Source organism: Candidatus Bathyarchaeota archaeon (assembly GCA_018396705.1).
Classification (GTDB): domain Archaea; phylum Thermoproteota; class Bathyarchaeia; order Bathyarchaeales; family Bathycorpusculaceae; genus DRVP01.
The window spans coordinates 1-15,044 of the sequence record JAGTQZ010000008.1; the positions used below are offsets into that span (position 1 = coordinate 1).

The 15,044-nt window shown below is 43.9% G+C and carries 16 protein-coding genes, 1 tRNA gene and 1 pseudogene; 9 read left to right on the plus strand and 9 right to left on the minus strand.

The window, feature by feature from the left end; translation table 11 throughout:
* The 3 genes and pseudogenes from KEJ24_07910 to KEJ24_07920 form a co-directional block, all read right to left on the minus strand.
* On the minus strand, positions 1-709 hold a 709-nt coding region (locus KEJ24_07910; protein ID MBS7647744.1), incomplete at its 3' end, for an aldolase.
* Complete coding sequence (locus KEJ24_07915) at positions 706-3,453, minus strand: HAD-IC family P-type ATPase (GenBank protein ID MBS7647745.1); 2,748 nt, start codon at positions 3,451-3,453, stop codon at positions 706-708. The genes KEJ24_07910 and KEJ24_07915, both read right to left, overlap by 4 nt.
* 28 nt (positions 3,454-3,481) lie before the next feature.
* Positions 3,482-4,728: pseudogene (locus tag KEJ24_07920) on the minus strand (glycosyltransferase family 4 protein).
* Between the two features lie 460 nt (positions 4,729-5,188).
* Between KEJ24_07920 and KEJ24_07925 the strand changes: the two are divergent.
* Both KEJ24_07925 and KEJ24_07930 read left to right on the plus strand, forming a co-directional pair.
* Entirely contained in the window at positions 5,189-6,307 is a 1,119-nt protein-coding gene (locus KEJ24_07925; GenBank protein ID MBS7647746.1) for a site-2 protease family protein, read from the plus strand.
* Positions 6,307-6,594: a hypothetical protein gene (locus tag KEJ24_07930; protein MBS7647747.1), complete on the plus strand. Its 288-nt coding sequence runs from the start codon at positions 6,307-6,309 to the stop codon at positions 6,592-6,594. Before KEJ24_07925 ends, KEJ24_07930 begins: the two co-directional genes overlap by 1 nt.
* Before the next feature lie 4 nt (positions 6,595-6,598).
* Here the strand turns inward: KEJ24_07930 and KEJ24_07935 are convergent, their stop codons facing one another.
* On the minus strand, positions 6,599-6,880 hold the full coding sequence (locus KEJ24_07935; GenBank protein ID MBS7647748.1) for a MarR family transcriptional regulator: 282 nt from the start codon (positions 6,878-6,880) through the stop codon (positions 6,599-6,601).
* Between the two features lie 430 nt (positions 6,881-7,310).
* On the opposite strand from KEJ24_07935, the gene KEJ24_07940 reads away from it, so the two are divergent.
* Entirely contained in the window at positions 7,311-7,670 is a 360-nt protein-coding gene (locus tag KEJ24_07940; GenBank protein ID MBS7647749.1) for a hypothetical protein, read from the plus strand.
* 223 nt (positions 7,671-7,893) lie between these two features.
* Here the strand turns inward: KEJ24_07940 and KEJ24_07945 are convergent, their stop codons facing one another.
* Positions 7,894-8,067, minus strand: a complete 174-nt coding sequence (locus tag KEJ24_07945) for a hypothetical protein (protein ID MBS7647750.1) — start codon at positions 8,065-8,067, stop codon at positions 7,894-7,896.
* 76 nt (positions 8,068-8,143) lie between these two features.
* On the opposite strand from KEJ24_07945, the gene KEJ24_07950 reads away from it, so the two are divergent.
* A complete protein-coding gene (locus KEJ24_07950) occupies positions 8,144-8,932 on the plus strand; it encodes a hypothetical protein (protein ID MBS7647751.1) in 789 nt (262 codons plus the stop codon).
* Positions 8,922-10,034 (plus strand): hypothetical protein, encoded by a 1,113-nt coding sequence (locus KEJ24_07955; protein ID MBS7647752.1) that lies wholly within the window; start codon positions 8,922-8,924, stop codon positions 10,032-10,034. The genes KEJ24_07950 and KEJ24_07955 overlap by 11 nt, the downstream gene beginning before the upstream one ends.
* 19 nt (positions 10,035-10,053) lie before the next feature.
* Here the strand turns inward: KEJ24_07955 and KEJ24_07960 are convergent, their stop codons facing one another.
* On the minus strand, positions 10,054-10,296 hold the full coding sequence (locus KEJ24_07960; GenBank protein ID MBS7647753.1) for a hypothetical protein: 243 nt from the start codon (positions 10,294-10,296) through the stop codon (positions 10,054-10,056).
* Between the two features lie 178 nt (positions 10,297-10,474).
* Here KEJ24_07960 and KEJ24_07965 point away from each other — a divergent pair, with 178 nt between their 5' ends.
* Entirely contained in the window at positions 10,475-10,825 is a 351-nt protein-coding gene (locus tag KEJ24_07965; GenBank protein MBS7647754.1) for a hypothetical protein, read from the plus strand.
* A 251-nt stretch (positions 10,826-11,076) separates the two neighbouring features.
* Positions 11,077-11,229, plus strand: coding sequence for a hypothetical protein (locus tag KEJ24_07970; GenBank protein MBS7647755.1), 153 nt, complete (start codon positions 11,077-11,079; stop codon positions 11,227-11,229).
* Positions 11,230-11,664: 435 nt separating this feature from the next.
* On the opposite strand, the gene KEJ24_07975 is transcribed toward KEJ24_07970, so the two are convergent.
* From KEJ24_07975 to KEJ24_07985, 3 genes are all read right to left on the minus strand, one after another.
* On the minus strand, positions 11,665-11,856 hold the full coding sequence (locus KEJ24_07975; GenBank protein MBS7647756.1) for a hypothetical protein: 192 nt from the start codon (positions 11,854-11,856) through the stop codon (positions 11,665-11,667).
* Positions 11,857-12,259: 403 nt separating this feature from the next.
* A complete protein-coding gene (locus KEJ24_07980; GenBank protein ID MBS7647757.1) occupies positions 12,260-13,450 on the minus strand; it encodes a tyrosine-type recombinase/integrase in 1,191 nt (396 codons plus the stop codon).
* Between the two features lie 65 nt (positions 13,451-13,515).
* Positions 13,516-13,591 (minus strand) — tRNA-His (locus KEJ24_07985).
* Positions 13,592-13,968: 377 nt separating this feature from the next.
* Here KEJ24_07985 and KEJ24_07990 point away from each other — a divergent pair.
* Positions 13,969-14,562 (plus strand): MarC family protein, encoded by a 594-nt coding sequence (locus KEJ24_07990; protein ID MBS7647758.1) that lies wholly within the window; start codon positions 13,969-13,971, stop codon positions 14,560-14,562.
* Between the two features lie 91 nt (positions 14,563-14,653).
* Positions 14,654-14,938, plus strand: a complete 285-nt coding sequence (locus tag KEJ24_07995; GenBank protein MBS7647759.1) for a hypothetical protein — start codon at positions 14,654-14,656, stop codon at positions 14,936-14,938.
* Positions 14,939-15,044: the final 106 nt, after the last annotated feature.

Below are 15,044 nucleotides of genomic sequence, written 5' to 3' on the forward strand. Positions count from 1 at the left end.
TCGCCTTTTTCAAAGTTGTCATGGGTAAAATTTTTCCCTTGCCCACAACCCATCTAACATTTACGACGGCTCTGCCTTTTGAATCGAATTCAGCCTTTTCCACAAGTTTTTGGTATTCACCCCAGACTTCAGCCATATCCGCCTGAATGTAGAAATTTTTTTCTGAGGCAAATGCAACTGCTAGCTCCCCCATCAAGCGCACAAAAAACCAATCATCCGAAACCACGCGCACTCCTTTAATTCTAAGAAGCCCATAAGTATGCGTGGTTTTACCAGTCCCTGAAGGCGCAATTAGGCAAACTCCTCTGCCATCTACATCCACACACGCACCGTGAACAGAATTTATTCCATGATTATCTTCAAGGATATCGCTGGCAACGCTTAAGGCTAGGGACTTGACCCAACCATAATAGTCTATGTTGATTAAAAAGGCTGTTTTAGAAAGCGGGTCATAAAGCACTTGTTGTTCCATATTTTCTTCGTTTGTTACTATTAGTCTTCCATGGGAGCGAACATGCGCCGACATTGGATAGAAGCTTTCTTCCCAACGTTCCTTCATGTATTTTATGTCAGTTAAGAGCTTGATGCAACACCCGTAAATGTCAGCTCTCTCTTCATAAAGAAGGCGCTCACCATATTTTTCCATAAGCTTATCTTTTTCTTCAATAGAGATTAGTTTGACTTCATATTTTGATTTCGTGACAATCACCTCTTTATTTTACTTCTAACAAATTTTCTTAGCTCGTCTGCAAAAAACACCGAACTGGATATAAGGAAGATTGTTGCCCATTCCCAAAGTGAAAGGGTAACCGTGCCTAAGGCAATCTGTAGAGGGTGTAGAAAAGTTGCCAGCAATTGTAGTATGATTGATGTGGCAATACCCAGTAGCAAATACTTGTTTGTGGTCAAGCCAAGCTTAAAGACTGATGTGGTTCTTGATCTGCAGTTTATTGCGTTGAAAACTTGAAACATCGCCATAGTGGTGAAACCTAACGTCTGAGCTTTTCTAAGGTCTCCATTAAGCCATGCAATGTTAAAAATCCATAAGGTTCCAACAGCCATGAACAAGCCTACATATATTATATTTAGCGCTATATCGCGGTTGATTATTTTTTCGGTGGGTTTTCTCGGTGGCTGTTCCATAACGTCTCGCTCTTTAGGCTCCATTGCCAGAAATTTGTCAAGTAAACCATCAGTTACCAAGTTCACCCATAATATCTGAACCGGAGTAAAAATTAACGGAACACCTGGTAGGAAAAGCAAAGCTCCAGTAATTGTGATTATTTCGCCAGTGTTTGTAGAAACTAAGTATTTTACGACTTTGCGGATGTTCTCAAAAACTACCCGTCCTTCCTCCACAGCGTTTACGATGCTTGCGAAATTGTCGTCCGCCAAAACCATGTCCGCAGTTTCTTTTGTGACATCAGTGCCAGTAATGCCCATGGCGATTCCTATTTCTGCCGCCTTCAAGGCTGGGGCATCATTTACTCCGTCGCCTGTCATGGCTACTATGTGGCCTTTACGCCTAAGGGACTCAACTATCCTGTATTTATGGACTGGAGATACGCGGGCGAAAACCGAAGTTTTTTCTATTACTGCATCTAACTCTTCGTCGCTTATGTGATCCATCTCCGCTCCAGTTAAAACTCCGAAACCTGGCTCCAGAATCCCGATTTCTTTTGCGATGGCTTCTGCAGTAAGCTTATGGTCTCCCGTGGCCATGATAACTTTTATCCCAGCTTTTTTACAAAGTTCCACCGCTTGTTTTGCCTCGGGCCTTGGGGGGTCGATCATGCCGAAGAGGCCGATAAAAACTAGCTTGACTTGTTTATGCTTGATTCCTTCCTTAAACGCCTCTAGATTATCCTCCTCTATTGTTTGGTATGCTGCTGCCAGCACCCTTAGCGCTTCTTTAGCCATCTCAACATTAACTTTGAGAATTTCCTCCCTTTTTTCCTTGGTCAACTTCTTTGTTTGACCCTTTTCCATAAAACTTGAACAAAATTCCAAAACGGTCTCTGGCGCTCCTTTCATGCAAACTAGTAAAGTTTCTTCCGCAGTTTTGTGAAATGTAACCATATACCTCTTTTCGGGGTCGAATGGGATTTCATCAACACGTGGATATTTCTTGTCTATTTCATCTTTTTGAATGCCAGCCTTTGCCGCAGCAACAATTATAGAGCCTTCAGTTGGATCTCCGTAAATTTCCCATCTGCTCTCACCATTAAGCTTGTGCTCTCTAAGCCTAGCATTATTGCAAAGGGCACCCACTTGAAGTAGTAGGCTAAGCGCGTGGTCCTCTTTTGCATCTATAACTCTTCCGTTTATTTCGAAGCTGCCTTCGGGAGTAAAGCCAACCCCTGTAACGTTAACCACCTTGTTATTAACAAATATTTTTTTGACGGTCATCTGGTTCGTCGTTAGGGTGCCCGTTTTGTCAGTGCAGATTACGGTGGCGGAGCCTAAAGTGTCAACCGCTTGCAAGTTTCTGATTATGGCGTTTCTTTTAGCCATTCTATGCACCCCAATCGCCAAAGTAATAGTAATGACTACTGGAAGTCCCTCAGGTATGGCTGAAACAGCCATCGCTAAAACAAACAGAAAACCCTCAAAAAATTCAAAACCCCGTAGGAGGCTTATTGCCAACACTATAGCGCTCGCCAAAATGGCGAGTAAACCAAGTTTTTTACCCAAATCGGCGGTTCGCTTTTGAATGGGGGTTGCAGCCTTTTCTGTTTCTTTAATAATGGAAGCTATCTTTCCCATCTCAGTTTTCATTCCAGTTGCTACAACAACAGCTTTTCCCCGCCCCTGCGTAACTATTGTGCCTGAAAAAGCCATATTCCGCCTATCGGCAACAGGCAAATCAGCATCCAAAGGCTCAGTGGTTTTCCTAACGGGAGTGGATTCGCCAGTCAGCATAGACTCGTCTATTTCGAGGTTTATTGCTTCGAAAATGCGCGCGTCCGCCGGAACCTTGTCGCCAGCATCTAAGAGGATTATATCTCCGGGAACAATTTCCCTTGCCTTAACGCGCATTTCTATGCAGGCGCCTTTTTCTGGACAGTTTCGGAGAACTTCAGCTTCCGGCGCTGCTAAGGACTTTAAAGCATGAAGAGCAGCTTCAGCCTTATATTCCTGAACAAAACCGATTGAGGTGTTAATGGCTATTACAACAGCAACAACTACAGCGTCAATCACTTTGCCAACTAGCAAAGAAATTAACGCGGCTGCAAGGAGCACTCCAACTAATGGATTCTTTAGCTGGTGAATTAGCAAAGCCAGTTTTGTCATTCTTTTTTCTTCTTCAAGCTCGTTTGGGCCATACTCTCTTAACCTCTTCTCCGCTTCAGCTAGCGTTAATCCATGGCCACTGGTTTTCAATTTTTCAAATATTTCCTCGACGGATAGTGCATGCCAAATATTTTCTCGCGACAAGTTAGTCTCCTCTATTCTTTCAGAAAATCATATTAATGAAACTTTACTTTTCTCTCATAACCGCCTTGTAGATTTCAAGGGTTTGTTCCGCAGCCTTTCTCCACGTAAAGTATTCCAAAACTCGTTTTCGTCCGTTTTTGCCCCAGATTTCTGCCCTATGCGGGTCTTTAAGCGTTTCCTTGATTCCCCAAGCTATGTCGGCTGAATCTCCGCCATTTATATGGATTCCGTTTTGATGCGGACCTGAGGAGATTACCTGCTCTCTGAAGCCAACAACTCCACGGGAGCCAACCACGACGGGCTTTTCCATAGCCATGGCTTCAAGGCTTACTATGCCAAAAGGTTCGTAAACCGACGGGAAAACACATACATCTGCGGCGGCATAATGTAGTATTCTTTCGTCTTCTGGTATAAATTCGAATCTATAGATGACTTTATCCTTTATTCCAAGCCTGTTTGCAGTTTCAACAATGTCTTTTTGTTCTTCACCTTTGCCTAAAATTAAAAGCTTTGTTTTCGGGTATTCTTCCAGAATCAAGGGCATTGCCTGTATTAAGTTTTTGACGCTTTTTACCCATGCAAGTCTTCCCACAAAGAGAATCATTTTCTCGTCGGGTTCAATGTTATATTTTTCGCGAAGTCCTTCTACGTCTTCAGGTTTAGAGTTTTTAGGATTGTAGCGTTCAGGGTCTACGCCGTTCCATACAACATTAATTTTTGATTGAGGCCATCCATGTCTCATCAAGTCTTCTTGCATGGCGTGGCTTACAGTTATTATTTTATTCGCTTGCTGGGCTGTCTCCCATTCGAGATGTGAAACAACTTTTGATCCTTGGCCTCCGCTTCTGCCCCATTCAGTGCTGTGGACGTGAAAGATAAGGGGAATGTCTACTTCATTCTTGATTATTAACCCTGCTATGCTGCTAAGCCAGTCATGCACGCAAACCACATCAAAGCTGTAACCCTCTTTACGAATTAGGTTGTTAATGAACTTCGTCGCGCTTAGAATGTTGTAAACGAAAACATCGTTAAAAAAGCGAATATTTGTTCCCCAATTTCTGAGATCTTCAATTACAAACATGGGAAAAACGTGACTGGCATCAGCGATCAAAGGACGATGAACCTCAACTCCCTTAAGAATTTCTCTAGTTTTCAAATTCCCTGATTAAGAGTAAAGACTGACACATCATGGCATAGTTGAACGAACTCACGAGTTATGTATTCGGCGTATGTGCCTAAGCCACCGACTATTTGAGGTGGATACTCCCAAACAAAGAAACCTATCCGCATCTAACATCATCCCAACGATAATATATCTCTAAACTTATAAACATTATCCTAATTAGAAATACTTATAAGTAAAAATCAATAAATATAGTTTAAAGGTGAACAATATGCTTAAAAACTCCATATTTAAAAAGGCCGCATCATGCGAGGAGTCAAAGTTTTTCCATTTATTCTTTTTGAAAAACAACGAGGATTGTGATGTCGAAGTCGAAGAGGTAGAAGAAATTGATTTCACCAAAATTATAGAGCGCCTCAAAAGGGGAGAATCAGTTTTTATATCACCAAAGTGCAAGCAAGAATCTAGCCGAAAAATACCCGTTAAAAAATTTTCTAAAGAAAATGCATCTGAGCCGTGGTATTTCACTCACATTTGAGGACAAGATACTTTTAATTATCTATCGAATTTATAATAAGATGGGGCAACATGTACTATAGTTAAAATCGAAGTTTGGAGAAATGCGCATTGTCCTTAAATATTGGTAAACTTTTAGGCGTTCCGGTTAAACTCCACTTTACGCTAATTCTCGGTGTTTTGCTTATTGCCTGGACTCTTGCTGTAGGTTATTTACCCTTGGAATATCCTGGGTTGTCTTCAACAACCTATTGGCTGATTGGTGTAGTAAGCGCTGTCACGCTTTTTGCCTCTGTTTTACTTCATGAATTGGCGCATTCATATGTAGCCAAGAAAAATGGTTTACCCGTAAGGCGAATCGTTCTCTTTATTTTTGGCGGTGTATCAGAAATTGAAGGAGAACCGAAAGAAGCCCGCCTCGAATTCAAAGTGGCCCTAGTTGGACCATTGACCAGTTTTGTGATTGCATTAATCTTATGGTTTTTGCAATATCCAGCGAGCGCCTTTGGAGTTTTAGCTGTGGCACCCCTAGAATATGGAGCCTACATTAACCTGTTATTAGGCGGATTCAACTTGCTTCCTGCTTTCCCGCTTGACGGTGGACGAATCCTAAGAGCGGGGATTTGGCGCTGGAAAAAGAACTTGCTACAAGCGACTAGAATCGCCACAAGAATTGGGGTTTTCTTTTCTTATGTGCTTGTTTTCTGGGGATTATTTTTCATAATCGGAGGAGTTTTCATTGGAGGATTATGGTTTGTTCTGATCGGATGGTTCCTGAAAAATGGAGCGGAATCAAGCTACAGGCAAACCATCGTAAGCGAAGCCTTGGCAGACGTTTTAGTCCGCGACATAATGACCCGAGAGGTCCACACCGTTGACCCAGACACCTCAATCACAGAAATCGTGGAAACTCACTTTACAAAATATAAACATGGAGGATTTCCTGTGGTAAAAGACTCTGAACTGCTTGGGATTATCACACTTGAAGACATAAAGAAGATTCCTAAAGAAAAGTGGCAGGAAACTAAAGTAAGCGATGCAATGACACCTTGTGAGAAGCTTAAGTGCGCAAGCCCTGAGGAAACAGCCGTAGACGCCTTAATGAAAATGTCAAAATATAATGTAGGCCGCCTTCCGGTCCAAGAGGATGGAAAACTTGTTGGAATAATCACCCGAAGTGATATTATACACGCCATTCAAATTAAAACGGAGTTAGGAGGTGAAAAATAATGGTGAATGTAAACACACTCCTCGGAAAAAACGTAGTCGGCGATGACGCCCGATTAATTGGCAGCGTCACAGGTGTAGAAGTAGAGCTATTGCCTTCATGGAAAATCACTCATCTACATGTAAGTTTGACAGAAGAAACAACAAGAGAACTTGGATACAAAAAACCATTCCTAGGGTCAGTAGAAGTTCTAATACCTATATCCATAGTCAAAGCCGTCGGAGACCTAATATCATTAGACAAGAAAACTGCAGAACTCAAAGATATAGTGGAACCAACCAAGAAATAATAATCTACGGCTTGATAACCATAACTATCCTTTTAACGGCTAACTCGCAGATCTTCCGGATTCCTCTTCTACCTGGCTCGTAACTAACCTTCACCAGCTTTAACTCCTCTAAACGATGAATTTGTTCACTTACGTAGGCTTCACTCAAATTCAACCTTTTAGCAATCGTCGAAACATCAAGACGCTCCTCAGAAATCAGCTGAAGAATTCGGAAACTTGACTCGGTAAGGACATCAGCTACCTTTAAAGCCTCCTCTCCTGAAACTATCATCTCTTCCGACGTCAACACACACCTCATTAACTTAACTCATTTTAGTAGGAAGTCTCTTATAACATTTGCTAAACTCGATTAATATAGGAAAAAAGAAATACTTTATATCATCTAAAAGCTAAAATCAAGAAATGGTTTTCATCAAGTGTTTATCGATGTACAGATATTAGCGCTTTTGATCTTACAAAAAATTTTCTTATGCCTTCATTTTGAAGTTTTACTGTTAATAACGTTTAATTGAAGTTTGTTGGCGGCTTTGAGAGCTCCCATTTTCGTTTAATGTGGAAGTTCTCCTTCATAAAATGAATTCAACTTAAAACTAATTTTTAGGTTAAAGTTGTATTTTGCAATGGCTAATGTTCTATTTGTCGTTTGCATTTTATGTGCTTGTTATTTTTGTTGAAAAGCTGTCATGATTAGGTGAGTCTTATATGTTTGCGGTCGCTTGGCTGTTAAGTTCGGCTTGTTTGATCGCGCTGGAAGACCTAGGAAAGCTTTCATCTTGGATTCATTGCTGAGGTTTAGTTGTTTAGGCTGCGTGAAGAAGGCTTTTACGCAAACGCGTTTGCGCGGCGATGGTGGTGACAATATAGATCCCCTTTACAGGGAATTCCATGATTTTGCGGTAAACCTCCTATCTGGAGCATTAATGTGCGCCTTGGACAGGGAAAATCTAAGTGTTTGTTGTGAGGACCGCGGTGACCACGGAGTTGTCGACGTCGCAATCAAGCCAAGAGGTTTTGGCGTCATCGTTGTCGTTGAGGTTAAAACAGGAAGACGCATTAGCCTAGTGCAGACGCTCTAGATGGATTCAGAAGTCAGCTCGCCCAGCTTTGACTTGAGGTACTCGTCGAGCCTCCTCGAATACCTATTCACGATGTAGGGCGGGAGGGTTTGGTCGTCGGGTTTCTATGGATAGTGAATTAATGATTGACATGAAAGTGATAAGTGCGCACACAGCGGTCGTAAAAATTCATCATAGTTCATGGAAATCAACAAAAAGAAACGAAAGCCGATCTCTAACGTTTTCATATTTTTTGGTATATTATTCGCCTTTTTTGCTGGTCTATGGAAACTTTTAGCCTTTCTCCGTTGGTTATGCTTAGGGCTTCTGCCGCCTGTTTTGGAATTGTGACCATGAAGCTTCCGCTTCGCCTTAGTTGGACTTTCACGAAGTCTATTTCGACCTCTTGGCTTGTCATGCAACCACCCGTTACTATTTGCAACCACAAAGTTTATATATTTTTCCACCATTAATGTGGTTTTAGGTGGTCGAAAATGGTTGAAAGACATATTGAGCTACTGATGCCTAACACCACGCAGTTGACCCCTAGCGGTGATTACGAGTTACTACAATATCTAAAAAGTTGCCTAGATGAAGTTGCGGAGAAGCTTTCAGCAAAGTTCGGGCTTGTTGATGCAATGGGTAGGCCTCGGAAAGCCTTCATCATCGATGCGCTTTTACGGTTCGGCTGCGTTGGCTGCATCCGCAAGGTTTTTACGCAGATGCGCAAGCAGTCTACAGACAACCTTTACTTAGAAATGCATAGCCTTGCAGTGAACCTTTTGGCTGGAGTGTTAACGCACGCTCTCTGCAACCCAAAGATGGAGGTGCTCTTAGAAGAAAATGGGAAGTACGGCAGGGTTGACATTGCGATTAAAACAGCGGCTTTTGGAGCAGTTGTTGAGATCGGCAACGTGTCGGTCATAGTCGAGGTTAAAACTGGCCGAAACGTTGATCTCGTCCAAGTTTTACGCTATCTACTGGAATATCCCAAGGCGGCGCTACTGGTTTGGAGGGTTAGAAAACGCCAGGTATTCATTGTTAAGGGGGAGAGGCTGACGTCTCTTTTGTGCATGTGCGCCGCCGTAGCTATAGGCAGGGCGCTGAGGTTGCTGAACGGCTGTAACATTGATTGCCCACATAACCCCCACGACACATTTGCAATCATGGAGAAACCGCAAGAACTTATAAACGAATACTTCGATGGCCTAGCTGATGGTCTTCCAAAGGTTGTTTCAGCCGTTTTTAGGGCTTTGAATGAGGAGGAGCTGCATGCAGGCTGAAGTTAAGCGGAAAACGTTCTTAGAGAGAATCGTAGACGCATTACCATCGTCCATTAAAGAGGCCTATGAAAATGCTCCGAGGAAAGGTTCCAAGCCTCATGAAATATTGAGGCTTCTTGCCGTTATGTACCTCTGGAACCATGGCTATAGGAGCATAAGCTTCGAGAAATGCGTCAACCATAATGGCGGACAAAACATGTGCGTTGACATATACGAGGATACATTAGGACTCTTCGTTGAATGTGAAAGATTCCCTGACAAAAAGGCGATAGCCGACAGACAGAGGGCGATAAAAGATGTTTACCCTGCGGCCAAATTCGTGATCGCGACACAGGACAGGATGGGCTGGAGGGCCTTAAGGCTGCAAGGTGTCGCAGACGAAGTCTGGATTGTATGCCGCGATGGGCGCGTATTGACACCTACTGAATGGGTTGAGGAAAGACGAAAAACACTTAAGAGTATATTTAATCCCATCGAGCTGGGAAGCTACGTAAGTGTATATGAGGAAGCCGAAGAAGAATACCGCAAGTTTAAGCGGTTAACAGACGAGGAAGAAGCGTTCTGGAGACAAATCCTAGGCCAGGCATGTCTAAAAACAGCCCAGTTCCACGCGGAATGGCTCAATGACCTAAACATAAAAGGCGCTTGGTTTAAGCATGTTGAAACCGCCAGCAAGCGCATGGAAGAAGCGAAAACCAAAATAATCGCAAAAGTGGTTGAACTGCTAAACGCCGTCCTTTCGCTGTCATCTCCGTATACGCTAAAGCTTTGCGATGATTATGTAATAGAGGTGGGTGTTGATTGGGATGCTTGGCAGTGGCTTGGCTGGAAGGATCATCCCAGCAAAAGCCCAGCCGCTTCAGCCCAATACCGGATACTCGAGAAGAACCTCCAGAGAGAATTAAAGATTGCAACAGGAAACATAAAGCCAGAGAAACACAAACAGGTAGACAGCAAGGCAGAGATAAAGTGGATAATAGAGTATAAGCACACTTTCAAGGAGCTACGAAAAGACATTGAGGAAATTAAAAAGATGATACCATTGTTGGCGCAAAGGTTACAGCCTCCGCAACCCAACACGGAACAAAACATAGCATTGTAAACTTTCGCATTAAGCAGCCTCACCCGCCCATACGACACTTAGCGCCCCGTAATGTATTATTTTTTAAAGTTTGGCTTCTTCGCCCTAATCTTCTATGCTTAACCCCTCTAGCATGAAGCCAGACTTTGAATGTTGGATTTATAGTGTTCGCAATCTTCACGTTAACTGCTGTTGTTTTGCTTGTCGTCGTCTTTTTGGCCGTTCTGGTCACTTGGTTATTCAGTTGATTGTTATCGTTGTTTTCGTCGCCTTCTAAGCTCACTTACTCCCCGCCGTCTGGTTGAAAAAAGAGAGGATGGCGAGGGGGAGGGGGTACACGGGCGGGTAAGCGAGCTTACTTCTTTTGGAAATTCCTAATGTTATATCCTTGGAACAGGCTGCAGTGTTGAAACCGTCAACTTGGAGACAGGCGTGGTGAGGTTCAAGCGTATGGTCGAGCGGTGCAGACGGAGGCATCGTTTGCGTCAATTGCCGCAAAGGTTCTCTCTAGAAAGCTCGGCGTCAAGCTTTACATCGGCGTGGTTGTTAGCGTAAAGATCGCGGTGAAACGTGTCTCTGACTTGGCCTCCGCCGACGGAGCACCGTGGCGATGCGATGTATCTGACGACGGAGTACATCGCCTACATCGAGAGGAACGATGGTCCTTGAAGGCGCTGCAGGCGATGGAGCACGATGTTGAAGCAACGTTCCAGCGTTCCGACGTGGGTGCTGGCGCAGAACAGCGTGATATGCGAGGTGAACTACGGCAGCAGCTCCATCTACAGCAACAGCTTCCTCACGAAGCATGCTGAGAAAAACAGAGCCTTAAAGAATTTTTCAAACGGAACTACATGTAGTTAACTACAAACATCGGTTAACTACACGTTAACTACAATGTAGTTAACATTGTTTCAAAAGCAGTTGAAGGTGCTCCGCTAGCCACACAGAACGGTTAACTACGGGGGAGCAGCGCCCCCTAGACCCACTGACGCAGGGTCATCCCATCGGACAGTAGGCTGTCAGCCGAAAGTCCAACAGCACTTATGCGTCTGCACATTAAAATATGAGGCATGGAGGGTATGCAAAGCGGCGTCTTCAAGCTGGATTTTTAAGCAGAGGCATAACAATTCCGAGGCCTCATAGGAAGGAGGACATATTAGTCGAAAACATCGTTGCCTGCATGTTTTCCGGCGAAGCCTTAATATGGACGAAATAGCTGAGGCTCTTCAAAAGGCAATAAGCCGGCTGAGAGTTTTCTAGGCCAGCGGTCACAGTGTTTTTGTTTGCCCGCTGAAGGGCGTCTGCACCGGAGCAAAGTCGGCCACCCTATAGGGTGGGCACAGGTTGTCATAGGGTCATACATCAAATTGTTGGCAACAATTCAACATTCCATCCTGTGACAACCTGTGCCCACCCTCGTTGCGTGAAATTTACTGTTAAACTGAAGGTTTCAGCTTCCACCCTTCAAGGATGTGATCGCAGTTTTCGTCCTTCTCATATACAACCTCGTAGGTGCCAAGACGCACGGCCAGCTGTGAACTATAAATGTTTCATGCCTTCGCTTTTAATCCATTATTGAATGGTGGAAGCCTAAGCAGTGGCAGTATGGTGCATGCTGTATATGAGTAGTCTGCATCTCTGCCGATGATTGTCATTGAACGCGCCCGCCTGTTTTGAAAACATAACTTTCCACGAAGCCGCCCATCGTAAGCTTCAGCACCGCCGTGAACCGCGCGCCAAGATGCCTGCGCAACTCAACCAATTCTCGCCTCGGCAGCCTTCCGCTAAGCATCATCCTGTCAAACTCTGCTAGAACCGTTTGATAGGACGAAGCCAAAATCATTTAGCGCGCCCACATAAGCCTTCTCTCAACCCAGTCGACGACGGCTTTCCGCTCCAGCGTGGCGTACAAGCGTCTCACAACTTCCTTTTCTCGAAGGTTGCAGAGCCTGTCATCAGATGCTTCTTTTCCTCACGCTTTTCATAGCATGCGTTGGAAGGGCCTTTTAGGCGATAACAGCGTCATATCGTTTAACAAAGATGGATGTGTTGATCTTAACTCTGTAGGCGAGATATGCGCACCAGCGTTCCAGTATAGTCTTCCATGAGATCTGCTTTTAAGTTCAGGTTGCCTTATCCTTTGGTGACCTATGTGGCTGATGATAGGTATGTGGTTGTTCGTGAGGGCGACCTAAAAGCACTTTTAAGGGAGGTCTCTGAGTTAAAGAGCACTTTGGCCAAGTGTATTAGGCTTTTGAAAGGATAGATCGAACAATATTCTCAAGCCTGTCGAGACGCTTAAATGCCTCCTCAAGCATCTTAATAACATCCTCATTCCTCATATGTTGCTCTTCTTCAATTTTCATCGCCAAGCTTCTGTCCAATATGTAACCGCAGAACTCGCATCTAACATTATCCGGTGCATTCATTTGCTTGCATCTAGGACACTCCACAGGTCTCATTATTCCGTCAGACTGCTTAGCCTCCTTCAATCCATGAATCTCTAGGACAGTTTCTTCGAGATCCCTAGCGGAAAAGTGCACATAGCGCCTAGCCATTTTCGACCCATGAACCCAACCAGCATAAAGCTCAAGCTTGCTCTCTGTCAAAATTTTCGCTAGAGCCGTTAGAGATGAATGTCTAAATAGATACGGCCAAACCTCCCTTCTAAGCCCAGCTTTCTCAGCAAGCCTCTTAACAAGCTTCCTAAAATAATAGTAGCTCATTGCCTCGCTCTTGGAATTATTACTAAGCGATATCCATAGAGGTGCATTCGGATCATTTCTGCTGGGATGTTTCATAAGCCAGTCTAATAGAAGCCTATGGCTCACAACCAACGGAATCCTCTTTACACCAGTCTTTCCGCATACAGAGATCAGACAGTAGTTATCCTTAAACTCAACACTTCCAACTTTCATCGTCAACAGCTCGCCTGGCCTTAATGCCGCCTCAAACAGAACTGATATTAAGGCTTTGTCACGCTCATTCTCTGCGGCGTTGATCATAGCCTTAACATCCTCTGATGTTAGCAAGATCTCCGGCTTAACTCTGCTATCTCTCTCGTCAACCTTCATAGGTATCCAAGCAACCTCCGGTGGGAGCGGAGTCTTCTCATCGCAGCTGCCATATTTAGCATACTGAACCAGCTTCCTTAGAGCTGTTTTAAGGCCATGCTTAGTCCACTCCCTATATGGCTGCCTGTTAATCCATGCAACCACGCATTCAATATCCTGCTTAGTAGCAGCTGAGGGGTCAAACGCCACATGCCTAAACATCTTGGACAGGTGATTTGCATACTTTAAAACTCTAGACCTTGACAATCCTAAGCTCTCTAAGTGATCCAAGAACCTTAGCAGCAAGCCACCCTGCTCTAAGCTGCTGAGCCTAGCCCTTGCAGCCTCAAGCCTCTTATCAACATCATAAATGTCCGCGGTCACACTAGACTCTGCACACGTGGACTTTAAAGCGAAGGGTATGGAAAAGGCACCAGAACTAGAGGTAATGGGGCCGAGGCCGGGATTTGAACCCGGGCGCCGGGCTCCACAGGCCCGTAGGCTTCCAGACTACCTCACCTCGGCCACTTTTCCATGCTTTTCCGTGACCTCGGTCGCTTTTTCCATAACCTCGATATGTGTCCGGCTTATTTTCTTTTGCGGTGTGGACGTACTCCGTTAATCACGTCAAAAGGATTCAAAGCTGACTTCGCCAAGCTTTATGGCTTCCTCAATATTGTTAACGGCTTTTATATTAACTGGTCGTTTGGAAGTTGTCTGAAAGGGGGTTTTGGAATATTCTTCACTTCTGCTTTGTTTAGAGTTCAGCCGGTAGTCTTATACTAAACCTAAACTCAGAATCATTGCTCTAATATGGTGGTTTGGCGTGCGCCAGTTCAGTAATGTTTAAGTTATTTACGGTTTATGGTGAGTAGGCGCGAAATAGAGGGTGTATTTCAATTATGGAGTTTATCTTTGACTTGGTTAAGGCGGTTATAACTTTATTCATCATTATCGACCCGCTAGGGAACATTCCAATTTTTATTAGTTTAACGAAGGGGCTGGCGAAAGAGGATAGGCAGAGGGCTTTTCGCAATGCAGTATCCACCGGTTTTATTCTCTTAATATTTTTTGCGCTCATCGGGGAGCGCATATTCGTCTTTTTTGGAATATCGCTTCATAGTTTCATGATTGCGGGGGGCATATTGCTTTTAATAATTTCGATAAGGATACTTGTTCGCGGAGAATGGGAAAAGAATTCAACAGCACCTGAACGCGTGGGTGTCGTCCCCATTGGTTTTCCCCTTCTTGTGGGTCCGGGAGCCATAACCACCACAATCCTAACCCTCCAAACATCTGGTGTGATGATTACAATTATAGCGGTTTTATTAGTGTTTGTAGTGGTGCATATCATTCTTGGACTTATTGACTGCATATACAGTTTTTTGGGAGCCTCCGGCTCCCTGGTCATATCGGGGCTAATGGCACTATTAACAGCAGCCATAGGCATCCAGTATATTCTAGACGGCATTTTCTGGTATTTTGGGACTCTATGAAGAATGAGCTTGACAGGAGACTTTGGCTTTTTGATGGAAAATCCTAGAAATTGCTCTTTTTATGACCGTCAGTATCTATGCTGAGCATAATTTGGTTGTAATCATCATAATCGGGAATCAACTTCTTGAAAGAAAGCGGGTTACAGTTTGTTTACGGACTAAACCATTAAAGTTGGAGCTAATCCTTTGCCCGATGAAACACATCGTGAAAATGTCCATTTTGATTTCAATTATTGTCTTAAGTTTATGGCTGCATGAAACCCATCCGCAGACTAGCCAAGAATCTCGTGGAAAAATTGTCTTGTTCTTTGATGTTGGCGCAATTACAACAATATGCAGTCTCACAGCCCTCATGAAGAGAAACAAAAGGGCATAGCGTATTCCGGACGCAGAATCGGTCTGATCAAGGAGTTGTGTATTTTAAACTGCGGATTTTATCACGAGATGCTACGGAACCCCCATTTGAAAGCTAAAAAAATATA